At 74.7% G+C, this 21,824-nt stretch carries 22 protein-coding genes; 16 read left to right on the top strand and 6 right to left on the bottom strand.

The features are described 5' to 3' along the window. Window positions 1-39: 39 nt before the first annotated feature. The 3 genes from ACI1MP_RS08165 to ACI1MP_RS08155 all read right to left on the bottom strand — a co-directional run bounded on the left by ACI1MP_RS08165 (window position 40) and on the right by ACI1MP_RS08155 (window position 2,029). On the bottom strand, window positions 40-753 hold the full coding sequence (locus ACI1MP_RS08165) for a GPR1/FUN34/YaaH family transporter (RefSeq protein WP_404868183.1): 714 nt from the start codon (window positions 751-753) through the stop codon (window positions 40-42). Window positions 754-878: 125 nt separating this feature from the next. Further along, window positions 879-1,361: a DoxX family protein gene (locus ACI1MP_RS08160; RefSeq protein ID WP_043910640.1), complete on the bottom strand. Its 483-nt coding sequence runs from the start codon at window positions 1,359-1,361 to the stop codon at window positions 879-881. A 5-nt stretch (window positions 1,362-1,366) separates the two neighbouring features. Next, the gene (locus tag ACI1MP_RS08155; RefSeq protein ID WP_189270646.1) at window positions 1,367-2,029 is read right to left on the bottom strand and encodes a hydrolase; all 663 of its coding nucleotides are present in this window, start codon (window positions 2,027-2,029) and stop codon (window positions 1,367-1,369) included. Window positions 2,030-2,316: 287 nt separating this feature from the next. On the opposite strand from ACI1MP_RS08155, the gene ACI1MP_RS08150 reads away from it, so the two are divergent. The 6 genes from ACI1MP_RS08150 to ACI1MP_RS08125 all read left to right on the top strand — a co-directional run bounded on the left by ACI1MP_RS08150 (window position 2,317) and on the right by ACI1MP_RS08125 (window position 8,455). After that, window positions 2,317-3,408 (top strand): LLM class flavin-dependent oxidoreductase, encoded by a 1,092-nt coding sequence (locus ACI1MP_RS08150; RefSeq protein WP_404868182.1) that lies wholly within the window; start codon window positions 2,317-2,319, stop codon window positions 3,406-3,408. After that, a complete protein-coding gene (locus ACI1MP_RS08145) occupies window positions 3,405-4,013 on the top strand; it encodes an FMN reductase (protein WP_404868181.1) in 609 nt (202 codons plus the stop codon). Before ACI1MP_RS08150 ends, ACI1MP_RS08145 begins: the two co-directional genes overlap by 4 nt. 37 nt (window positions 4,014-4,050) lie before the next feature. Then, the gene (locus ACI1MP_RS08140) at window positions 4,051-5,928 is read left to right on the top strand and encodes an amidohydrolase (protein ID WP_404870775.1); all 1,878 of its coding nucleotides are present in this window, start codon (window positions 4,051-4,053) and stop codon (window positions 5,926-5,928) included. A 76-nt stretch (window positions 5,929-6,004) separates the two neighbouring features. After that, complete coding sequence (locus ACI1MP_RS08135) at window positions 6,005-6,682, top strand: YoaK family protein (RefSeq protein ID WP_404868180.1); 678 nt, start codon at window positions 6,005-6,007, stop codon at window positions 6,680-6,682. A gap of 196 nt (window positions 6,683-6,878) precedes the next feature. Next, window positions 6,879-7,805 (top strand): helix-turn-helix domain-containing protein, encoded by a 927-nt coding sequence (locus ACI1MP_RS08130; protein WP_404868179.1) that lies wholly within the window; start codon window positions 6,879-6,881, stop codon window positions 7,803-7,805. Between the two features lie 119 nt (window positions 7,806-7,924). Next, window positions 7,925-8,455, top strand: coding sequence for a DUF2087 domain-containing protein (locus tag ACI1MP_RS08125; protein WP_404868178.1), 531 nt, complete (start codon window positions 7,925-7,927; stop codon window positions 8,453-8,455). Between the two features lie 54 nt (window positions 8,456-8,509). On the opposite strand, the gene ACI1MP_RS08120 is transcribed toward ACI1MP_RS08125, so the two are convergent. Beyond that, entirely contained in the window at window positions 8,510-9,388 is an 879-nt protein-coding gene (locus ACI1MP_RS08120; protein WP_404868177.1) for a CPBP family intramembrane glutamic endopeptidase, read from the bottom strand. Window positions 9,389-9,509: 121 nt separating this feature from the next. Between ACI1MP_RS08120 and ACI1MP_RS08115 the strand changes: the two genes are divergently transcribed. From ACI1MP_RS08115 to ACI1MP_RS08105, 3 genes are all read left to right on the top strand, one after another. Further along, window positions 9,510-10,745, top strand: coding sequence for a sensor histidine kinase (locus ACI1MP_RS08115; protein ID WP_404868176.1), 1,236 nt, complete (start codon window positions 9,510-9,512; stop codon window positions 10,743-10,745). Continuing rightward, window positions 10,733-11,395, top strand: a complete 663-nt coding sequence (locus ACI1MP_RS08110) for a LuxR C-terminal-related transcriptional regulator (protein ID WP_387990891.1) — start codon at window positions 10,733-10,735, stop codon at window positions 11,393-11,395. Before ACI1MP_RS08115 ends, ACI1MP_RS08110 begins: the two co-directional genes overlap by 13 nt. A gap of 141 nt (window positions 11,396-11,536) precedes the next feature. Next, window positions 11,537-12,259 carry an alpha/beta fold hydrolase gene (locus tag ACI1MP_RS08105; RefSeq protein WP_404868175.1) on the top strand — a complete coding sequence of 241 codons (723 nt, stop codon included), beginning with the start codon at window positions 11,537-11,539 and terminating at the stop codon, window positions 12,257-12,259. Between the two features lie 7 nt (window positions 12,260-12,266). Here the strand turns inward: ACI1MP_RS08105 and ACI1MP_RS08100 are convergent, their stop codons facing one another. Then, complete coding sequence (locus ACI1MP_RS08100; RefSeq protein ID WP_404868174.1) at window positions 12,267-13,856, bottom strand: MFS transporter; 1,590 nt, start codon at window positions 13,854-13,856, stop codon at window positions 12,267-12,269. 519 nt (window positions 13,857-14,375) lie between these two features. Then, window positions 14,376-14,531, bottom strand: coding sequence for a hypothetical protein (locus ACI1MP_RS08095; RefSeq protein ID WP_404868173.1), 156 nt, complete (start codon window positions 14,529-14,531; stop codon window positions 14,376-14,378). 178 nt (window positions 14,532-14,709) lie between these two features. Between ACI1MP_RS08095 and ACI1MP_RS08090 the strand changes: the two genes are divergently transcribed. The 7 genes from ACI1MP_RS08090 to ACI1MP_RS08060 all read left to right on the top strand — a co-directional run bounded on the left by ACI1MP_RS08090 (window position 14,710) and on the right by ACI1MP_RS08060 (window position 21,785). Further along, window positions 14,710-16,917 carry a protein kinase domain-containing protein gene (locus ACI1MP_RS08090; protein ID WP_404868172.1) on the top strand — a complete coding sequence of 736 codons (2,208 nt, stop codon included), beginning with the start codon at window positions 14,710-14,712 and terminating at the stop codon, window positions 16,915-16,917. Window positions 16,918-16,919: 2 nt separating this feature from the next. Then, window positions 16,920-19,172 carry a protein kinase domain-containing protein gene (locus ACI1MP_RS08085; RefSeq protein WP_404868171.1) on the top strand — a complete coding sequence of 751 codons (2,253 nt, stop codon included), beginning with the start codon at window positions 16,920-16,922 and terminating at the stop codon, window positions 19,170-19,172. A gap of 254 nt (window positions 19,173-19,426) precedes the next feature. Beyond that, the gene (locus tag ACI1MP_RS08080) at window positions 19,427-19,573 is read left to right on the top strand and encodes a hypothetical protein (RefSeq protein WP_404868170.1); all 147 of its coding nucleotides are present in this window, start codon (window positions 19,427-19,429) and stop codon (window positions 19,571-19,573) included. Between the two features lie 8 nt (window positions 19,574-19,581). Further along, window positions 19,582-19,878, top strand: coding sequence for a hypothetical protein (locus ACI1MP_RS08075; RefSeq protein ID WP_380336396.1), 297 nt, complete (start codon window positions 19,582-19,584; stop codon window positions 19,876-19,878). A 101-nt stretch (window positions 19,879-19,979) separates the two neighbouring features. After that, on the top strand, window positions 19,980-20,429 hold the full coding sequence (locus tag ACI1MP_RS08070; protein WP_380336399.1) for a DUF523 domain-containing protein: 450 nt from the start codon (window positions 19,980-19,982) through the stop codon (window positions 20,427-20,429). Between the two features lie 112 nt (window positions 20,430-20,541). After that, window positions 20,542-21,180, top strand: coding sequence for a ClpP family protease (locus ACI1MP_RS08065; protein ID WP_100586292.1), 639 nt, complete (start codon window positions 20,542-20,544; stop codon window positions 21,178-21,180). Between the two features lie 2 nt (window positions 21,181-21,182). After that, window positions 21,183-21,785, top strand: coding sequence for a ClpP family protease (locus ACI1MP_RS08060; protein WP_043910653.1), 603 nt, complete (start codon window positions 21,183-21,185; stop codon window positions 21,783-21,785). Window positions 21,786-21,824: the final 39 nt, after the last annotated feature.

Raw genomic sequence — 21,824 nt, 5'->3', positions numbered from 1 at the left:
CCCCTTTTCGGTCGGTCGTGCGGTCGGTCGTGCGGTCGGTCAGAGCGTGCGGCGGATGCCGGCCTGGCGCTCCAGGCCGTGCAGCTGATCCGCGAGTTCGGCGGTCATGGCGTGCTTGACGGGGCCGCTGCGGCCGATCGGCAGGACGTCGCGGCCGCGCAGTTCCTCCACCATCAGGGCGTACGCGGCGTACACCGCGACCAGCGCGAGCAGGATGCCGAGCACGCCGGCGACGCGGGTCAGCCCCTCGATGCCGGTGACGCCTGCCACGCCGGCCACCAGGTAGCGCGGGGTGGCGACCAGCAGGACCGCCCACAGGGCCTTCTTCGGCCGGGCCACCGAGGCCATCAGGGCGGCGAACACGGTGAACGTCAGGTTCAGCACGCCCATCACGTGCCGGGCGCCGGGCGCGTCGGCCGCGGTGACCAGGCCGAAGGACAGCCAGGCCCCGGCGAAGACGCCCATCAGGGTCGCCGCGATCACGTCCCGGGCGCCGAACGCCAGGATGGCGACCAGCAGTTGGAGTACGAAGGAGGCGAACACGGTGAGTGCCACGGCCTGCCGGTACGCGCCGTCGATCAGGCCGAGCTGAAGGCTGCTGGTGACCGCCGAGGCGATCGCCACCGCGAAGAAGCCGAGCGGCATCGGGGAGGCGATCGGCCGCAGGCTGATCCTGGTCATGGTGTGCAGCTCCGGCCGGGGCGCGGTGGCCTGCGGCGTCTGCCGGTCTTCGAGGGTCGTCGCTGCCGTCATGGCTTCTTCCTTGCGTCGGGAAAAGAGGGGGAGTTCGGTCTACCGAAGAGTTCGGTGTGCAGAAGGGCTCGGGCCCCTGGGCGATCGCTCGCTCCAGGGGCCCGAGCCCTTCTGCGGTACTGCCCTTACTCGCGGTGAAGGGCGAACCGGGTGGCCAGACCGCCACCGACACCGGCGACCAGCGCCGGCGCGAGGCACCACAGGGGCCAGTCGGCCAGCCCGAGCGCGCCGTCCACGGACCACTGGCCGGGGCCGGTGGCGGTGAGGGCGGCGGCCGCGACGATCAGCACGAGCGGGAACTCGTACCCGTCGTGCTGGACCCACAGGCCGTGCGGCCATTTGACCGTCAGGGCGACGGTCATGACGCCCATGACGCCCGCGCCGGCCAACGGGGTGAGCAGGCCGGCGGCGAGCATCAGCCCGGCGCCGATCTGCGTACCGCCGGCCGCCAGGGCGGTGAGCATCCCGCCCCGGAAGCCATCACCCCGGAATTCGGCGGTGCCGCCTGCCAGCCCGCTGCCGCCGAGGTGGTAGCTGACCTTCTGGACGCCGTGTCCGGCGATCAGCAGGCCGACGACCAGGCGGAGCAGGAGAAGACCGGTGTTCACGGCGATCAGCCCGCGGCGTGCGGGTCGATCATCGACTGGGCGTAGAAGACGCCCATGCCGTAGGCGCCGCCGTGCTCCTTGACCAGGTCGGTGACGGCGACGTAGGTCTCCGAGCGGGCCCAGTCGCGCTGGAGCTCCAGCAGGACCTGCACCCAGGTGACGGGCACGGCGCCGGCGGCGGTCATCCGCTGCAGGGCGTGCTCGTGCGCCAGCGGGCTCACGCCGCCGGAGGCGTCCGCCACGACGTACACCTCGTAGCCCTGGCCCAGCGCGGAGAGCGCCGGCAGGACCAGGCAGACCTCGGTCCACAGACCCGACAGGATGATCTTCTTGCGGCCGGTGGCCTTGACCGCCTCGACCAGCGCCTCGTCCTCCCAGGCGTTCATCGTGGTGCGGTCGATGACCTCGTGGTCGGGGAAGACCGCCTTGAGCTGCGGCAGGATCGGGCCGGAGAAGGACTCGGCGGCGACGGTCGACAGGACCACCGGCACGTCGAAGATCTTCGCGGCCTTGGCCAGGCCCACGGTCGAGTTGATGATCGAGGTGCGGTCGCCGGAGCCGGTGCCGAAGAACATCTGCGGCTGGTGGTCGACGAACAGCATCATCGAGTTCTCGGGGGTGAGCAGGTCCGGGCTCGGGGCAGCCTTGACATTGGCGAAGTCGACCATGACGGTCCCTTCTTTCTTGAAAATGCCGGGAGTTGGTGAAACGTCAGGCGCTCGACCGGTTCGACCGGGATGCCGACGACCACCACGCTAGGCCCGGATCCCAGGCCCGACCTGCCCGCTGCGCGCCCGGCACTGTTCCCACAACGCACACCCGATCCGACGGCAAGTGCAGTGCACTCCAGGGCAATTGGCGATGCGCTGGGAAACCGTTCGACGGCCCGGCAACTGCTTACCGTCGAGCGGCGACCCGATCGGGTCGTGCACAGTCAGTGGAAAGGCGGCACCCCGTGCAGTTCGGGATATTCAGCGTCGGCGATGTGACGGTCGATCCGACCACCGGGCGGGCGCCCACCGAGGGGGAGCGGATCAAGGCGATCCTCGCGATCGCGCTCAAGGCCGAGGAGGTCGGCCTGGACGTCTTCGCCACCGGCGAGCACCACAACCCGCCGTTCGTGCCGTCCTCGCCGACCACCATGCTCGGCTGGATCGCCGCGAAGACCGAGCGGATCGTGCTGTCCACCGCGACCACGCTGATCACCACCAACGACCCGGTGAAGATCGCCGAGGACTACGCGATGCTCCAGCACGTCGCGGACGGCCGGGTGGACGTGATGATGGGCCGCGGCAACACCGGCCCCGTCTACCCCTGGTTCGGCCAGGACATCCGCCAGGGCATCCCGCTCGCCACCGAGAACTACGCGCTGCTGCGCCGGCTCTGGCGCGAGGAGGTGGTCGACTGGGAGGGGCGCTTCCGCACCCCGCTGCAGGGCTTCACCTCGACCCCGCGCCCGCTGGACGACACCCCGCCGTTCGTCTGGCACGGCTCGATCCGCAGCCCCGAGATCGCCGAACAGGCCGCGTACTGGGGCGACGGCTTCTTCCACAACAACATCTTCTGGCCGCAGGAACACACCCGCCGGATGGTCCAGCTGTACCGCACCCGGTTCGCCCACCACGGCCACGGCACCCCCGAGCAGGCCATCGTCGGCCTCGGCGGGCAGGTCTTCATGCGCAAGAACTCGCAGGACGCGGTGCGCGAGTTCCGCCCCTACTTCGACAACGCCCCGGTCTACGGCCACGGCCCGTCGCTGGAGGAGTTCACCGAGGCGACCCCGCTGACCGTCGGCAGCCCGCAGCAGGTCATCGAACGCACCCTCGGCTTCCGCGACGCGGTCGGCGACTACCAGCGCCAGCTGTTCCTGATGGACCACGCCGGCCTGCCGCTGCAGACCGTCCTGGAGCAGCTCGACATCCTCGGCGAGGAGGTCGTCCCGGTGCTGCGCGAGGAGTTCGCCAAGCTGCGCCCCGCCGGGGTGCCGGACGCCCCCACCCACGCCGCGCTCGCGGCGGCCCGGCAGCAGACGGAGGCCGCCAAGTGAGCGCCCTGAACCTGGCCGTGGTCTCCGGAGGGCTCAGCGTCCCCTCCTCCACCCGGCTGCTCGCCGACCGCCTCGCCGGGGCCACCACCGCGGCGCTCGCCGCCGCCGGCCGCGAAGTCCACGTCCAGCTGCACGAGTTGCGGCCGCTGGCCGGCCCGATCTCCAACCACCTGGTGACCGGCTGGCCGTCGCCCGCGCTCGGCGCCGCACTGGAGGAGGTGAGCGGCGCCGACGCGCTGATCGCCGTCTCGCCGATCTTCTCGGCGTCCTTCAGCGGCCTGTTCAAGTCGTTCTTCGACCTGCTCGACCCCGGCGCGCTGGCCGGCAAGCCGGTGCTGATCGGCGCGACCGGCGGCACCGCCCGGCACTCGCTGGCCCTCGACCACGCGCTGCGCCCGCTGTTCGCGTACCAGCGCGCGCTGGTCGCGCCGACCGCCGTGTTCGCGGCCTCCGAGGACTGGGGCGGCACCGGCGACTCGCACACCGACACCCTGCCGACCCGGATCGAGCGCGCCGGGCAGGAGCTCGCGGCCCTGGTGACCGTCGGTGGCATGCGCCCCGCCGACGGCCAGGGCCCGACCGCGCCCGTCCTCGGCTTCCACTGACCACCACCTGCACCGAAGGGGACCCGCCTTGTCCACCATGCCCGTCGCCGGAGTCCGCCCCGGCACCCCCGAACAGCCCGCCGACCTGGTCGTCCGCAACGCCAAGGTGTTCACCAACGACCCGCGCCGCCCGCAGGCCACCGCAGTCGCGATCCGGGACGGGGTGATCCGGGCGGTCGGCGAGGACGCCGACGTCGCCGCGCTGGTCGGCCCCGGCACCCGGGTGGTCGATGTGCTCGGCCGCCGCGTCGTGCCCGGACTCAACGACGCGCACCTGCACGTCATCCGCGGCGGCCTCAACTACGTGATGGAGCTGCGCTGGGACGGAGTCCGCTCGCTCCGGCAGGCCCTCGCCATGCTGCGCGAGCAGGCCGAGCGCACCCCCGCCGGACAGTGGGTGCGCGTGGTCGGTGGCTGGTCCGCCGACCAGTTCGTCGAGCGCCGACTGCCCACCCTGGCCGAGCTCAACGCCGCCGCGCCCGACACCCCCGTCTTCGTGCTGCACCTCTACCAGTCGGCACTGCTCAACAAGGCCGCGCTGCGCGCCGCCGGCTTCACCCGGGACACCCCCGACCCGGCCGGCGGCCAGATCGTCCGCGGCCACGACGGCGAGCCCACCGGCCTGCTGATCGCCGCGCCCGGCGCACTGCTGCTGTACTCCACCCTCGCCAAGGCGCCGGTGCTGGACGAGGCCGACAAGGTCGACTCCACCCGGCACTTCCTGCGCGAGCTCAACCGCTTCGGCCTGACCTCCGCGATCGACGCCGCCGGCGGCTTCCAGAGCTTCCCGGAGAACTACGGCACCGTCATGGAGCTCGCCCGCCGCGGCGAACTGACGCTCCGGATCGCCTACCACCTGTTCCCGCAGACCGCGGGCCAGGAACTCGACGACCTCAAGCGGTGGATCGACACCGTCCGCCCCGGCGAGGGCGACGAGTGGCTGCGACTGAACGGCGCCGGCGAGAACCTCACCTGGGCCGCCGCCGACTTCGAGAATTTCACCGAGCCGCGCCCGCAACTCGGCGCGTACGAGAGCGAGTTCGAGAAGGCCGTCCGGATGCTGATGGAGAACGGCTGGGGCTTTCGACTGCACGCCACCTACGACGAGACCATCCGCCGCGACCTCGCCGTGTTCGAGAAGCTCGCCGCCGAGGGCCTGTTCCCGCAGGGCAACCGCTGGCTGTTCGACCACGCCGAGACCGTCAGCGGCGAGAGCCTGGACCGGATCGCCGCCCTCGGCGGCGCGGTCTCCGTGCAGAACCGGCTCTCCTTCCAGGGCGAGGCGTTCGTCAGCCGCTACGGCGCCGCCGCCGCGGCCGAGGCCCCGCCGCTGCGCGCCATGCTGGACCGCGGCCTGACCGTGGCCGGCGGCACCGACGCCACCCGGGTGTCCTCCTACAACCCGTGGGTCGCCCTGCACTGGCTGGTCTCCGGCCGCGCGGTCTCCGGCCGCCGACTGGCCGCCGAGCACAACCGCCTCGACCGCGCCCGGGCGCTGGAGCTGTTCACCCTCGGCGGCGCCCGGCTCACCGGCGAGCAGGACGTCAAGGGCCGCCTCACCGTGGGCAGTTACGCCGACCTGGCGGTGCTCGACGCCGACTACTTCACCGTCCCCGAGGAGGACATCGCGCACATCGAGTCCGTCCTCACCGTGGTCGGCGGCCGGATCGTGCACGCCGTCGCCGAGCACGAGGGCCTGGTCGCCGACCTGCCCGCGATCAGCCCCGAGTGGAGCCCCGTCGCCCGTTTCGGCGGCTACCAGGCCGGCTCCGCGCCCGGCCTGGCCGGCGCGCAGCAGGCCGACCGGGTGCTGGAGTCCGCCGCGGCCTCCGACGAGCAGTTCGCCTGGCGGCTGGCCCGCGGCAACGCCGTCCCCGGACAGTCGGCGCTGCCGCAGGACCCCTGCTTCCTCTGACGCACCGACATCTCGTTCAGGGGGCATCGCCGCGCGTGCCGCGGCGGTGCCCCCACTCCCCTCAGGAGGCGCCGCCGTGTCCACTCCCGCACCCCCCGCCCCGTCCACGCCGCAGATCACCGACCGCCACCCGCTGGCACTGGCCCTGTTCGGTCTCACCATGGCCAGCGGACTGATCGACGCGGTCAGCTACCTCGGCCTCGGCCACGTCTTCACCGCCAACATGACCGGCAACGTGGTCGTCATCGCGTTCGCCCTGGCCGGCGCACCCGGCTTCTCCGTCGCCGCCTCGGTCACCTCGCTCGGCGCGTTCCTGCTCGGCGCGGTGCTGGCCGGCCGGTTCACCATCGGGCGGCCGACCGGCCGGCTGCGAGCCGCGCTGGCCCTGGAGGTCGCGCTGCACGGCGCGGCGGCCGCCGTGGCCTTCGGCTGGAGCGTCGAGGAGCCCGCCGCCCGGTACGCGGTGATCACGCTCGGCGCGGTGGCGATGGGCATCCGCAACGGCACTGTGCGCGCCCTCGGCGTCCCCGACCTCACCACCACCGTGCTCACCCTCACCCTGACCGGCCTGGCCGCCGACTCCCGGCTGGCCGGCGGCACGGCGCCCCGTCAGCGCCGCCGCATCCTGTCCGTCGCCACCATGCTGGCCGGTGCGATCCCCGGCGCCGTCCTGGTCCTGCACGGTCAGCTCGCCTGGGCGCTGGTGGCCGGCGCGGCGCTGGCCGGCGTCACGGCGCTGCTCTACCGGGAGTGAACCCGACTGCTTCGCCGGGGGTGAACCCGCCGGTGCACCACGAGTGCGCCGACCTGCCTCACCGGGAGTGATAGCCGCAGGTCAGGGGCGCGGTGCCGGGCCGGCGTGGCGCGAGATAGCCTGGGGTGCCGGGCACCTCGGGGCGTACCTGCGCGGGGCGCTCCCGAAGTTCGGCAACACCCCGGAAGGCGGTCGGATGAGCGTGTGGATGGCGAACGGGTGCGTGCCCGGCGCGACGTGGCCGTGGCCGCCGGCCGCGACGGACCCGACGCTCACGGGCGCCTCGCCGGGTGAGCGGGCGCGGCTGTCCCGGCTCGGGTACCTGCGGGTCGCGACGCTGGAGACCGCCGTGGCGCTGCCGCCCCGCCTCGCGGGCCGGTACGCCTGGGCCGGCCAGGAGCCGATGGTCGGCATCGGGCTGCAACTCGCCGGGGAGTGCATGGTCACCCAGGACGGGCAGCAGAAGGTGCTGGGCGAGGGCGAGTTCGTCCTGTACGACACCGCGCGGGCGTACGTCATCGAGTACCCGAAGCCGTCCCGCGCGCACCTGTTCCACCTGCCGCGCCGCCTGCTGGGCGTACCGGAGACCGAGTTGCACCGGGTGACCGGCACCCCGGTGACCGCCGCCGCCGGGTTCGGGTCGGTGCTGCTGCCGTTCCTGCGGACCCTGGCCGACTCCGCGCCGTCCTACGTCACGCCGCTCGCCGACCGGCTGGCCGGCAGCGTCGCCGACCTGGTGGGCACCATGGTCGCCCAGCTGGCCGCCGGCCGGACGGCCGACGACTCCCGCACCGCCAACGGCGGGCTGGTGCGGCGGATCCGGGAGCACATCGCGCGCAACCTCGGCGACCCGGACCTGTCGCCGGAGACCATCGCCCGGGCGCACCACATCTCGCTGCGCTACCTGCACCGGCTGTTCGAGGCCGAGGAGACGACGGTGAGCCGGCTGATCCTGCGGTCCCGGCTGGACGCGTCCGCCCGGGACCTGGCCCGGCCCGGCCCGTCGGTCGCGGCGGTCGCGCAGCACTGGGGATTCGGCAGCCCGGCGCACTTCAGCCGGGCCTTCCGCGCCGCGTACGGCGTCTCGCCGAGCCAGTGGCGGGCGCAGCACACCGCGGGCTGAGCGGGCCCCGGGCCGGGCGGCGCCAAAACGGTTCGGCGTCGAACTCGGCTGCGGGTAACGTGAGTTGTGTCCGCCTTCGATCCCGGACCACACCGCCTCGGAGAGGACGCGTTCCCCGCATGACACCCGATCACCTCGCCGTCCAGCTCGCCGACCCGATCCAGCGCCGGGTGTTCTCGGCGGTCGCCCTGGGCGCGACGACCTCCGCCGAGGTCCTCGCCGTCTCGGGGCTCGCCGCACCGGACGCCGCCCCCGCCATCGGGCGGCTGGTCCGGGCCGGCCTGCTCGTCCAGGGCCGCGGCACGGTCGCCCTGAACGAGGACGCACTCGCCGCCGCCGCGGACGCCGCCGCCCGCCGCGTCGCGGACGAGGAGGCGAGGGAGCAGCCCGACCCGCGGCTGCGCGGCCGCATCCGCGGCGGCGTCCTGGTGGACCTGCCCGAGGAGGACCCCGAGGCCCGCCGCGCGGTGCTCGGGCACCTCGCCGGGACCACCTTCGCGCCGGGCGAGGAGTACGACGAGCGGACGGTCACCGACCGCCTGCGGCCGTGGTGCGAGGGCGGTCCGCTGGACGCCGTCTCGCTGCGCCGCGCCCTGGTTGACGACGGGCTGCTGGCCCGCGGGTCCGGCCGCTACCGGCTGAACCCATGAGGGCCGACCGCGGTGCGGTCCGGACCGCCGACGTCGGTCGGCGGCCCGGATCCGTCAGGAAGCGCGGCCGTGGGATCCGCTCGGCTCCGGGGCGGCGCCGGCCGTGCCCCGCCGGCGGTGGACCAGCCAGGCGCCCAGGACGGCGAGGGCGGTGATCGGCCAGGTGGAGATGCTGAGCGGCCCCGCGAACAGCGGGTCGACGAGGCGGTCGGAGACCTCGCGGGTCAGCGGCAGCGCGAACTCGTTGAGTGAGACGTGCGCCGCGACGGCCGCCCAGACCGAGCCGGTGGACAGCCGGACGGTGGCGATGACGGTGCCGAGCAGCATCGCGGTGACCACGGCGACGGGTATGCCCAGCAGGACCGAGTGGCCGGGGTAGCTTCCGCCGAGTGCGGTCATCGGGACGTGCCAGGCTCCCCAGATCGCGCCGCCGATCAGCAGGCCGCGAGTCCTGCCGTGGTGCAGCAGCCGCGGCAACAGGTAGCCCTGCCAGCCGAGTTCCTCGCCGAAGTACAGCGGGAGCGACACCAGCGCGCTCAGCACGAGCGGCGCGATCGTGGCCGGACCGGGCAGGTGCGCGGGGCTGTACCGGCCGGCCAGTGCGGCCACCGCCAGGCCGGCGGCGGTGAGGCCGAGCGGGATCGTCAACGCGACTGCCACGGAACGGAGTTCGTGCCGCCACGGGGTGGCCCTGGCGAGCCCGAGGATCCGGGCGGCCCCGCGCAGGCCGTGGCGGCGGGCGGTGAGGCCGAAGGCGGTCAGCGCCGGCACCAGCATCATCAGGATCATGCACGCCGCCGCGAGCGGCGGCGTGCCCTGCGCGGCGCTGGTCCGGCGGAGGCCGTCGAGCCAGAGCGGGACCATGGCGAGCCACGCCCCGACGAAGCTGATCGAGAGGAACGGGAGGAGGCCGGAGGGCGGGTTCGGTTTCATGACCGGGACGCTACGAACCGGGCGCCGGTCGGGACGATCGTGCAGGCTCGTCGACCGATGGTGTAGCTGGCTCCACTGCGTCGGGGGACCCGGACGGGAAAGACTGGCCACCGTGAACAGGTTGTCGAAAACGCGTGCGGTGGCCGCCCGTTCGGCGCGTGCCACCGGCTACTGCGCGGCCCTCCTCGGCCGCGGACTGGCACTGATCGTGCTGGTGCCCGCGCTCGTCTACTCGTCCGTGCTCTGCCTGGTCGGCCCGGGCCTGCTCGTCCTGCCGTACGAGCTCCGGCTGTTGCGCCGCCTGGCCGACGTCGAACGGGTGCGGCTCGGCCGGTGGGCGGCGGCGCCGGTGGCGGCGGCCGGGCCGCACGGGAAAAGGCGCCTGATGACGATGCTGGCGGACCCGGCGACCGGTCGGGACCTGCGCTGGGCGCCCGGCGCGATGGTGGCCGGCACCGTGCTCGGGATCGTCGGGGTGGCGCTGTTCCTGTTCCCAGTGGCCGTGCTCGTGCTCGCGGGCCTCTGGTGGCTGTTCCCCGCGGACGAGCCGATCCGGCTGATCCTGAACGTCCCGATCCGCAGTTGGTGGTCCGTGCTCGGCGTCGGGGTGCCCCAGTTCCTGCTGAGCGTGCTGCTCGCCCTGTTCGGGCCGCCCCTGGTGGCCGGGCTCGCCGCGTCGGTGAGCCGGTGGCTGCTCGCCCCCTCGGCCGCCGCGGTCCTCGCCGAACGTGTGGCGACGCTGGACCGCACGCGCACCGGGGCGATCGACGCGCACGGCAGCGAACTGCGCCGCATCGAGCGGGACCTGCACGACGGCACCCAGGCCCGGCTGGTCTCCCTCGCCATGCAACTCGGCCTCGCCGAGCGGACGTTCGGCTCCGACCCGGCGGCCGTGGGTCCGCTGCTCACCCGGGCGCGACAGGGCGCGGAGGAGGCGATGGCCGAGCTCCGCGACGTGCTGCGCTCCGTCTACCCGCCGATCCTCGCCGACCGCGGCCTGGCCGGCGCGGTCGCGGCGGTCGTCGCCCGCTGCCCCGTCCCCGCCACCCTCGACGTCGGCGAACTCGGCGAGGTGCCGGCGCGGATCGAGGTCGCCGTGTACTTCGCCGTCACCGAGGCGCTCACCAACGCGGCCAAGCACAGCCGCGCCGCATCCGTGTCGGTCACCCTGACCAGGACCGGCGCCGCCGTCCGCGCGGAGATCGCCGACGACGGCCGGGGCGGGGCCGCCGAGGGCGGCGGCACCGGGCTGCGCGGCATGCGGCAGCGCGTCGAGGCGGTGGACGGCGTCCTGCTGGTGCAGAGCCCGCCCGGCGGGCCCACCGTGATCACCGTGGAGTGCCCGTGCGCATCCTGATCGCCGAGGACAACGCGCTGCTCGCGCAAGGCCTGTCCGCGCTGCTGGACGCGCTGGGCCACCAGGTGCTCGGCACGGTCGGGGACGCCGAGTCCTTCGTCACGGCCGCCGTCGCCCACCGGCCGGACGTGTCCGTGGTCGACGTCCGCCTCCCGCCGTCCTTCACCGACGAGGGCGTCAGGGCCGCGCTGCGCGCCAGGGAGCACGTCCCCGGTCTGCCGATCCTGGTGCTCTCCCAGTACGTCGAGGACACCTACGCCAGGGAGCTGCTCGCCGACGGGGCCGGCGTCGGCTACCTGCTCAAGGACCGGGTCGCCCGCGTCGACGACTTCCTGGAGGCGCTGCACCGGGTCGCCGCCGGCGGCACCGCGCTGGACCCGGACGTCGTCCGGCAGCTGTTCGCGACGCACGGCAACCCGCTGTCCCGGCTCACCGAACGCGAACGCGAAGTGCTCGCGATGATGGCCCAGGGGTACGGGAACTCCGAGATCGCCGCTCGGCTCGTGGTCACCGAACGGGCCGTGCACAAGCACGTCGGGAACATCTTCGGGAAGCTCGACCTCCCCCCGGAGGACAGCGGCGACCGGCGGGTCCTCGCGGTGCTCACCTATCTCGGCGCGCCCCAGCGGCCGTCCGGGCGGGCGAGGTGACGCACCGTCGGGCGCTCGGCGGGCAACGGTGCGCGGATCGGCCGAGGGGAGTGCGCCCGGGGAAGAACGGGACGCGCGCGGGGTTCCTAGCCTGAGGTCGTCCCGCTGTCCGAACTCCCCGCTGATCCGAAGGACTTGACCATGACCGAGAACAACACGCCCACCGTCGTGCTGGTGCACGGCGCCTTCGCGGACGCCTCCGGCTTCGGCCGGCTGATCCCCGAACTGCTCGCCGACGGCCTGAAGGTCCTCGCGCCGGCCGGGCCGAACCGCAGCCTGACCGGCGACGCCGCCTACCTCGCCTCCGTGGTCCGGCGGACACCCGGCCCGGTGGTGCTGGTCGGCCACTCCTACGGCGGCGCGGTGATCACCGTCGCCGGGGCCGAGGAGAACGTCAAGGCGCTGGTGTACCTGGCGGGTTACGCGCTGGAGGAGGGCGAGAGCCTGGGCGAGCTGCAGGGCCGCTTCCCGGCCTCCGAGCTCGCCGAGGCGCTGGTGTACACCCCGTTCCCGCTGGACGGCGGCGGCGAGGGCACCGACGTGTCCGTGCAGCCGGACCGCCTGCCGGAGATCTTCGCCGCGGACGTGGACCCCGAGCTGGCGAAGGTCCTCGCCGTCACCCAACGCCCGCTGGCCGCCGCCGCGTTCGGCGAGGCCGCGCCGACCGCCGCATGGCGGACCAAGCCGTCCTGGGGCGTCGTCGCCACCGCCGACCGCACCCTCAACCCCGACGTCCAGCGGTTCGGCTACCGGCGCGCCGGGATGACCACCGTCGAACTCGACACCTCGCACCTGATGATGCTCTCGCAGCCCGCCCGGGTCGCCGAGGTGATCCGCGAGGCCGTCCGGTCCGTCACCGGCTGACGACGCGTCACCCCGCCGCCCGGGCGGTGACGGCGTGGGACACCACCGGTTCCCCCGTCACCAGCGCCCGGGCGGCGCGCTCGAAGGCGTGGTCGACGCCGGTCCAGCGTTCGTGGTGCTGCGCCAGGTGCTCGGCCCAGGACGACACCGTGAACGTCTCGACGAACCGGGCCGGCTCGGCCGCGTCCCGGTACAGGCCCCAACTGACCGCGCCGGTCCGCCGTCGGGACGCCTCGACCTCGTCCATCGCCCGGACGAACGCCGCCGACCCGCCGTCCGCGACCCGGTACTCGACGGTGACCAGCACCGGCCCGTCCGCCGCGGCGGGCTCGACCGTCAGGCGCGGCTCCGGCCAACTGTCGGACAGCGACGGGTCCACCCTGCCGTCCAGCAGCGGGAGCCGACGGAGGGAGAGCACGCCCAGGGCCAGCAGGGCGGCCGGGACGGTCAGCGCGACCACCAGGCCCGCGTACTGCGCCAGTTGGCCCCACACCAGGGCGCCCAGCGCGTTGCCGCCCTGGAAGACCAGCAGGTAGAAGGCGACCGCGCGGGCCCGCACCCAGTTCGGCAGCTCCAACTGCAGGGCGGCGCTCAGGACGGACAGGCCCCAGATCCAGGCCGCGCCCGCGGCCGCGAGCGCCGGGCCCACCGCCCAGGCGCTGCCGGCCAGCGCCACCAGCAGCAGCGCACCCGCCGTCAGCAGCCCCGCCAGCGCAAGGACGCCGTTGCCGCGCAGCCGGGCACTCAGCCGCGGCAGCGCGGCCGCGCCCGCCACCGCACCCACGCCGACGGCGGCCAGCAGCAGGCCGTACCCGGAGGAGCCGAGGCCCAGCCGCCGCACCGCCACCACCGGCAGCAGCGCCCACAGCGCCGCCGCACCCGGGACGAACAGCGCGCAGCGCAGCAGGATCCGCCGCACTGCCGGCGCGCGGCGGACGTACCGCCCGCCGGCCCGCAGCGCCGCCAGCACCTGCTCGCGCTCCCGCTCGCGGAGGGGCGCCGGCGGGTCGGGGAACCTGCGCAGCAGGACCAGCAGAATGCCCGCGAAGGACAGCGCGTTGAGGGCGAACGTCCAGCCCACCCCGGCGGCCGCGACCAGCAGGCCGCCCAGTGCGGGGCCGACCGCGCGGGCCACGTTCATGTTCACCGCGCCCAGCGCCGACGCCTGCCGCAGCTGCTCGCGCGGCACCAGGCTCGGCTGCACCGCCTGCCAGGCCGGACCGCTCAACGCGGTCAGGCAGCCCAGCAGGAAGGTGAACAGCAGCAACAGCCACGGCCCGAGCACCCCCACCAGCGCCAGCACCGAGAGAACGGTGGCGACCGCCGCCATCGCCGCCTGCATCACCAGCAGCAGCCGCCGACGGTCGACCAGGTCCGCGAGGGCGCCGGCCGGCAGCGCCAGCAGCAGCACCGGCAGTCCCGCGGCGACCTGGACCAGCGACACCAGCCCCGCCCCGTGGCCGACCAGCAGCCACTGCGCGCCGACGGTCTGCATCCAGCCGCCGACGTTCGACACGAACTGGGCCACCCAGAGCGCCCGGAACACCTTCTCCCCGAGCGGCGCCCACGCGGACTCCTCGCTCGCACTGCGTCTCATCTTTTCCAGGCCCTCGGCTCGGCGACGGACATCCGCCGGATGGCGGCCGTCCCGCACCGGGCGGCCGTTCGAGCCGTCGAGGCTAGTGCGCACCGGGGCGGTCGGCTGTCCGCTGCGCGCCCCGGCGGTGGCCCGACACCGCACGGCCGGAGTGCGGTCGGAGTGCGGTCAGGATGCCCGGGAGCCCAGCAGGCCCAGGCCGCGTGCGGTGGCCGCCACCACCCGGTCCGCCGGCGGCGACCGGAGCAACTCCGGCCCGCCGCGGCGCGGTTGGGCGAGAGCCGGGCTGCGCAGCTCCGGCGGCGCGAGATCGACGGGCCGGCACCCGCCACAGCCCGGGGCGGTGCGCGTCTGCCACCGTGGCGCCGCGCGGCCGGGGCGAGCGGACGACGTCCACCGAGGCGATCACCCGCACCTCGCGGCCCGCGGCGAGCGCCCCGATCACCTGACGGCCCGTCATTGCGGGCGCGAACGCGGGCGCCGACAGGTGCGCCACGCTCCGGCTGCGGGTCTGCGCCGCTACACGTCTTCCGTGAAGTCGTCGTCGAACAGCCGCAGCACCGCCCGGAGTTCCGGCACGGCCTCGCGCCTCGCCGACGCCACCTCGAAGTCGGTGGAGTCGGCGCTGCTGAGCGCCGGCAGCGCCTGCGCGCGGTGGGTCGACCGGATCCGCACCTGACTCCGACCGGAGAGCCGCGCGTCCAGGCAGCGCCCCTCGCCCACCGGGCCGGCCCGGTGTGACGTGGCGTCAGGGGATCCGGGCAGGTGAGGATTCGGTGTGATCGGCTGCCGTGCCCCCGTCGCAGACCGTAGGGTTCGGAACCGCGCACCCGACGGGGGAAGGGACGGGCAGGTGCAACCACTCGACGGGATGGATCCGCGGCAGGTCGGGCCGTACACGCTGGTGGGCCGGCTCGGGGCCGGCGGCATGGGCGCGGTCTACCTGGGGCGCTCGGCCGGCGGCCGGGCCGTCGCGGTCAAGGTGGTCCGGCCGGAGCTCGCCGAGGACACCGGGTTCCGGCAGCGGTTCCGGCAGGAGGTGGCGGCCGCCCGGCGGGTCTCCGGCGCGTTCACCGCGCCCGTGGTGGACGCCGACCCGGAGGCCGCGCTGCCGTGGATGGCCACCGCGTTCGTTCCCGGCCTGTCGCTGCGGCAGGCCGTCGAGCGGCACGGCCCGCTGCCCGTCGCCACCGTCCGCACGCTGGCCGCCGGACTCGCCGAGGCGCTCGCCGAGGTGCACCGCGCGGGGCTGATCCACCGCGACCTGAAGCCCGGCAACGTGCTGCTCGCGCTGGACGGGCCGCACGTCATCGACTTCGGCATCTCCCGGGCCGCCGACGCCGAAGGGCTGACCACCACCGGCGCGGTGATCGGCTCCGCGCCGTACATGTCCCCCGAACAGGCCCTCGGCGAGCCGCTCACCCCCGCCGGCGACGTGTTCTCGCTCGGCTCCACCGTGGCGTACGCGGCCCTCGGTCGGAACCTGTTCGGCGAAGGCGCCGGGGCGGCCGTGCTGTTCCGGATCGTCAACACCGAACCCGAACTCGGCGAGCTGCCCGCCGACCTGCGCACCCTGGTCGCCGCCTGCCTCGCCAAGAACCCCGCGCACCGGCCGACGCCCCGTCAACTCGTCGCCCACGTAGCCCTGGCCGGGCACCCCGCCGACCCGGACGGCTGGCTGCCGCCCGCCGTCGCCACCGAGATACGGACCGTCCGCGCCGTGCTCACCGCGCCGCCCGCACCACCCCCGATGCCCGCGCACGCCCCCGAGCCCGCACCCGCGCCGGTCGACCGGCCGCCGTCGCACGGGCCGCGCCGCCGGACGCTGCTCGCCCTCGGCGGGGGCGTCCTCGCCGCCGGTGCGGCCGGCTCCGCCTACGCGCTGATCGACCGTGGCCGCGGCACACCGTCCGGCAGGCAGGCCGCCCCGCCGGTGCGGCCGAGCGCGGACGTCCGCGAGGCCGTCCCGCTCTGGCAGAACCGGCAGGTCACCCTGCCGTGCGTCCAACTGCTGTCGCTGGACGCCGCGGTGGTCGGCATCACGACCCGGCAGACCTGGGCGGTCGTCGACGACGGCAAGCCCAAGTGGACGCTGGACGACACCGCAGCGGGCGTCACCTTCGCCCTCGACCCGCTCCAGCCGCACCCCGTCGCCGCCTTCGACGGCCACCGCATCCAGCTGGCCGGAATGGGCGGCGCCGCCGCCCCGGGCGGCCTGACGACCGCCCTGCTCGCCATCGACCCGGGTGACGGCAAGGTCGACGGCAGGGTCACGCTCGACCAGCCGCAGGCGGCCGGCGTGACGCGCTTCGCGGGGATCCGCGGCGGCATCGCGTACGTGGTCGGCGTGGGCCAGGGCAGGCACCAGGGCGGCAGCAACGTGTGGGCGGTCGACCTGGCCGGGCGGCGCACCGCCTGGTTCCACGGCGAGGACCTGCTGCTGCTGGAAGCCGCCCTGCTGCCCGGCGGCGACCGGATCCTGGTCTCCAGCGCCGACCGTCTCAAGGCCGTCGACGCCACCGGCGCCGTCGCCTGGACGGCCGGCCTGCAGTCCTTCGGCATCGCCGCCGGCGGGGGCTGGTTCCTCACCCCCGACAAGGACGGCGCCCTCACCGCCCTGGACCCCGCCACCGGCAAGCCCGCCTGGTCCGCCCCCGGCATCGCCGGCCCCCGCGTCACCGGCAGCGCCTTCGCGCACGGCCCCGACGACAGCCTGCTGCACTGCCTGTGGACCGACAGCGACGGCGGCTACTCCGTCGGCGCCCTCGACCTGAAGAGCGGCACCCCGCGCTGGCGGACCCCGCTGCCGCCCGACGGCCCCGGCACCGGCGCCGGCGCGTACGGCGCCGACCTGCTGTACGCCGACGACACCCTCTACCGGATCGGCCGCGACGCGGTGGTCTGGGCCCTCGACCCCGCCACCGGCCAGGCCCGCTGGAAGTACTCCGGCCTCAAGGGCGCCGACCCGGCGACGCTGACCTGGACGGCCGGCGCGGGACGGCTGTGCATCGCCGCCCAACGCCCGACGATCCTCACCGCCCTGCCCGCGAAGGGACATTGACGATGCATCCGCTCGGCCCCACCGACCCCGCCCAGGTCGGCCCCTACCTGCTGCTCGGCCGACTCGGCGCGGGCGGCATGGGCGCCGTCTACCTCGGCCGGTCGGCCGGCGGCCGCACCGTCGCGGTCAAGCTGATCCGGCCCGAACTCGCCGACGACCAGCGGTTCCGGGCCCGCTTCCGGCGCGAGGTCTCGGCCGCCCGCACCGCGTCCTCCGCGTTCACCGCCCCCGTCGTGGACGCCGACCCGGACGCGCCGCTGCCCTGGCTCGCCACCGCGTACATCCCCGGCATCCCGCTCGACGAGGCCGTCCGCCTGGTCGGCCCGTTCCCCGAACCGGTGCTGCGGATCCTCGCCGCCGGCATCGCCGAGGAACTCGCCGCCATCCACGCCGCCGGGCTGGTCCACCGGGACATCAAGCCCAGCAACGTGCTGCTCGCCCTGGACGGCCCGCACGTCATCGACTTCGGCATCGCCCGCGCCGCCGACGACAGCGTCCTCACCGCCGAGGGCGCCATCCTCGGCACCCCCTCCTTCCTGTCGCCCGAGCAGGCCCTGGCCCGGCCGATCGTCCCCGCCTCCGACGTCTTCTCGCTCGGCTCGACCCTGGTGCACGCCGCGACCGGCGCCGGACCGTTCGGCGGCGGCCACCCCATCGAAGTGGTCCGCCGGGTCGCCGCTGAGGAACCCGACCTCACCGCCGTGCCCGCCGGGCTGCGCCTGCTGATCGCCGCCTGCCTCGCCAAGGACCCCGCCGACCGCCCGACGCCCCGTCATCTCGTCGACTCCCAGCGGCTCGCACCGCAGCCGCCCGGGGCGTGGCTGCACCCCGCGCTGCTCGCCGCCGTCGAACGCTCCGCGGCCGTGCTGGCGCCCACGCTGCCCCCGCCGCCGGTCGCACCCACGGTGGAACTGCCGCCCGACCTCCCGCAGCCGGAGCCGAAGCGCCCCGCGCGGCGGACCCTGCTCTACGGGCTGGCCGGCGGCGCGGCGGCGCTGGCCGGCGGCGGGACGGCGGCGTACCTGACGTTCGGCCGGACGCCCGACAAGTCCACCGGCGGACACCGGAGTTCGGCATCGGCGCCCGATCCCACCGACCCGGACCGCCCGCTCGGCACCACCAACATCGCCGCCGCGCTGTGGACGGTGCCCGTGCCCGACCCGCTCAACCAGATCGTCGCGGACGGCGAGAGCATCCTCACCGTCGACGCCAAGAGCCTCCGCGGCTTCGACCGCGACGGCAAACCCCGCTGGGAACCGAAGACCTCCCAGGGCGCCATGCCGGCCCCGACGCTCGGCCTGGTCGCCGCCGCCGGCGGCAAGGGCTACTACGTCAGCTGGGAACGGGTCGGCGCGACCGTCGTCGGCATCCGCACCTCGCTCAAGGCGATCGACCTGGCCACCGGCGAAGTCGCCTGGTCGTTCGCCCGGCCCGGACTGAGCGCCACCACCGGCGCGGTCGCCGGCGTGCTGGACGGCGCCGTCTACGTCCAGGGCGTCGGCTCCTCCGCCTCGGCCGGCGGCCAGTTGATGTTCCTGTGGGCGGTGGACACGGCCACCCACGACCTCCGCTGGGAACAGCGGTTCCCGTTCTCCGGCCTGGGCAGCGGACGCCTCGCCGTCCCCACCGCCGGAACCCGCCTGCTCTGGCAGCGGACCGAGATGTCCAACGGCAAGTCCACCCTGCAGGGCCTCGACACCACGAACGCCGGCCTCTCCGCCTGGCAGCAGAACCCGCCCGGCGCCACCCTCGGCGCCGGAGCCCTCCTCCAGCCCTTCACCGACGGTCCGCACACCTCCGCCGGCGGCCGCCTGCTCTACCTCGCCGACCGGGTCTACGCCCTCGACCCGGCGGACGGGACGGTGGCATGGAAGTCCGACGCCGCCATGACCTACCAGGCGGTGGTGGCGAACGCCGACGCCACGACGGTCTTCGCCGTGGCCGTGGACTACAAGACCCTCACCGTCAGGGTCCAGGCCCTGGACGCGGGCAACGGCGCCGTCCGCTGGGCCGGCACCCTGCCCGTCGGCGCCCTGGCCACCAACCTGGCCGCCCAGTTCGCCGACGACACCCTCTACCTCTGGATCCACGGCAAGGTCTGGGCCCTCGACCCCGGCACCGGCGTCGCCCGCTGGACCTACGACTTCCTGGCCCCCAGCCTCACCCTCACCGTCCCCTTCTGGGCCGGCGGCGGCCGCGTCTACGGCCCCACCGAGCAGGGCCTGACAGCGGTCGCGGCCACCGGCAAGGCGTAGCCCGGCCCGCTGCGGGCGGGGGTCGGAGCCGGCCCTGCCGCGCCGACTGTTGTGGCATGTCCATGGCTCGGTGTCCGGTCTCGGACAGTCCGAATGGCGACACCCCGACGACCTTCCGGGCCGCTCCGGAACCCGCGAAGCTATTGATCGTCGCCAGGGAAACCGACCGGACGGCGAACCGGAGCGAGCGTCAACCGCGGGACGCCGAACCGGAGTCCGTCCACCTGTCACTTCCGTCGAGGGGAACCACCGACATGCTCACCCGTCTCGCCAAGGCCGCCGCGGTCGCCGCCCTCGCGCTCACCGCCCTGATCGCCGCCCCGGCCGCGGTCACCGCCCTCACCTCCGACGCCCCGGCCGCCACCGTGACCGTCGCCGACGGCAGCCTCGGCTGGGGCTGACCCACCCCATGGACATCGTCCGTGTCGGCCTGCGGCGCAGAGAACCCGGCCCCGCCTCGCCGGACGAGGCGCACGAGACGGTCGGCATCCTCCGGGCCCACGCCCTCCCCGGCGATGCGCTCCAGCACATCACGGCCCGCAGCGGGACCGACCGGCTCGACCTCCTGCTCTACCTGCGGACCCGCGGCCCCGCCGACGCCCGGCCAGCGGCCGTCGACGCCGCGCACACCCTGATCCGCCGCGGCCACCGGGCATCGCCCGTGCTGGCCCGCCGCTACTTCGCGCCGGAGCCGGCCACCGACTGACCTGCCGCCGTCGGCACGCCGGACCTCCGCGTCCTCCGCGCACCGGCCGCCGAGGGTTCCCGCAGGTCAGGGCCGATGGGCGCCCCAGGTAGCCTGGGCGGGTGGAAGCGATTCTGGTCAGTGCGTGTCTGCGCGGCGTGCCGTGCCGGTTCGACGGGCGGGACAAGGCGTCGCCTGCCCTCGCGGAGCTGCTCGACGGGCGGCAGGCGGTGTCGTTCTGCCCGGAGGTGGCGGGCGGGCTGGCCACCCCGCGACGGCCGGCGGAGCTGATCGGCGGCGACGGGCACGACGTGCTGGACGGCGCCGCGCGGGTGGTGGACGGCGCCGGGCACGACGTCACGGCGGAGTTCGTCACGGGCGCCGAACGCGCGCTGCTCGCCGCGCAACGGGCGGGTTGCACGGAGGCGGTGCTGATGCCCCGCAGCCCCTCGTGCGGCCGGGGCGCCGTGTACGACGGCTCGTTCGCGGGGGCGCTGGTGCCGGGCGACGGCGTGACGGCGGCCCTGCTGGAACGCAACGGGATCACCGTCCGTCCGGCACCGGGTGTCTGACCGGGCGCTCTGCCGGTGGCGAATCTGCGGCGGGCAGAGAACCGGCTGACGGGGGTCGTTCGGGGTGAACAGTGGAGCGGAAGACGCACTCCCGCTCCGACGAGGAGACCCGATGACACCGTTCAGCACCCGCCAACCCCGTGCGGAGGACGGCGACACGCCGCCCAGCCGCTTCGACGACCACCTCGCGGCGCAGTTGCTCGCGCAGCGGATCGTCCTGCTCGGCACCCAGGTCGACGAGGTGTCGGCGAACCGGGTGTGCGCGCAGCTGCTGCTGCTCTCCGCGGAGGACCCGCGCACCGACATCAGCCTGTACGTCAACAGCCCGGGCGGGTCGGTGACGGCGGGCCTGGCGATCTACGACACCATGCGGCTGATCCCGAACGACGTCTCCACGCTGGCGATGGGATTCGCCGCCAGCATGGGGCAGTTCCTGCTGACCGTGGGCACGGCGGGCAAGCGGTTCGCGCTGCCGAACGCGCGGATCATGATGCACCAGCCGTCGGCGGGCATCGGCGGCACCGCCTCGGACATCGCGATCCAGGCGGAGAACCTGGAGTACACCAAGCGGGCGATCGAGCGGATCACCGCCGCGCACACCGGGCAGAGCGAGGAGACCATCGCCCGCGACGGCGACCGGGACCGCTGGTTCACGGCCGAACAGGCCAAGGAGTACGGGATGGTGGACCAGGTGGTGGAGTCGCTGGCCGACATCCGCCCGGCCGCCAACCGCCGACGGATGGGGCTGTAGACATGGGCTCGTACACGGTTCCCTACGTGGTCGAGAGGACGGCTCAGGGCGAGCGGTCCTACGACGTGTTCAGCCGGCTGCTGAACGAACGGATCATCTTCCTCGGCACCGACATCGACGACGGCGTCGCCAACGTGGTGATCGCCCAGCTGCTGCACCTGGAGTCGGCGAGCCCGGGGGAGGAGATCGCGATCTACCTGAACTCGCCCGGCGGATCGTTCACTTCGCTGATGGCGATCTACGACACGATGACCTTCGTGCAGTCGCCGATCTCGACGTTCTGCGTCGGCCAGGCGGCGTCCACGGCGGCCGTCCTGCTGGCCGGCGGCGACCCCGGGCGGCGGTTCGTGCTCCAGCACTCCCGGGTGCTGCTCGGCCAGCCCGCCAGCGGCGGTCGGCAGGGGACGGTCTCCGACCTGAGCCTGGCCGCGAAGGAGATGCTGCGGATCCGCTCGCAGGTCGAGGAGGTGCTGTCCCGGCACACCGGCCACGACGTGGCGACGCTGCGCGCCGACACGGACCGGGACAAGGTGTTCACCGCCGCGGAGGCGGTCGCCTACGGCCTGGCCGACCAGGTGCTGGACCGGCGGCAGCTGCCGGGCTGAGCGGGGCGCCCCCGGTGCGACGGCGGCCTGCGGGCCGTC

Origin of the sequence: Kitasatospora griseola (assembly GCF_044999035.1) — a bacterium.
Classification (GTDB): Bacteria; Actinomycetota; Actinomycetes; order Streptomycetales; family Streptomycetaceae; genus Kitasatospora; species Kitasatospora griseola.
Note: the sequence above shows the minus strand (reverse complement) of the source record. Positions and strands in the feature narration are given on the sequence as shown.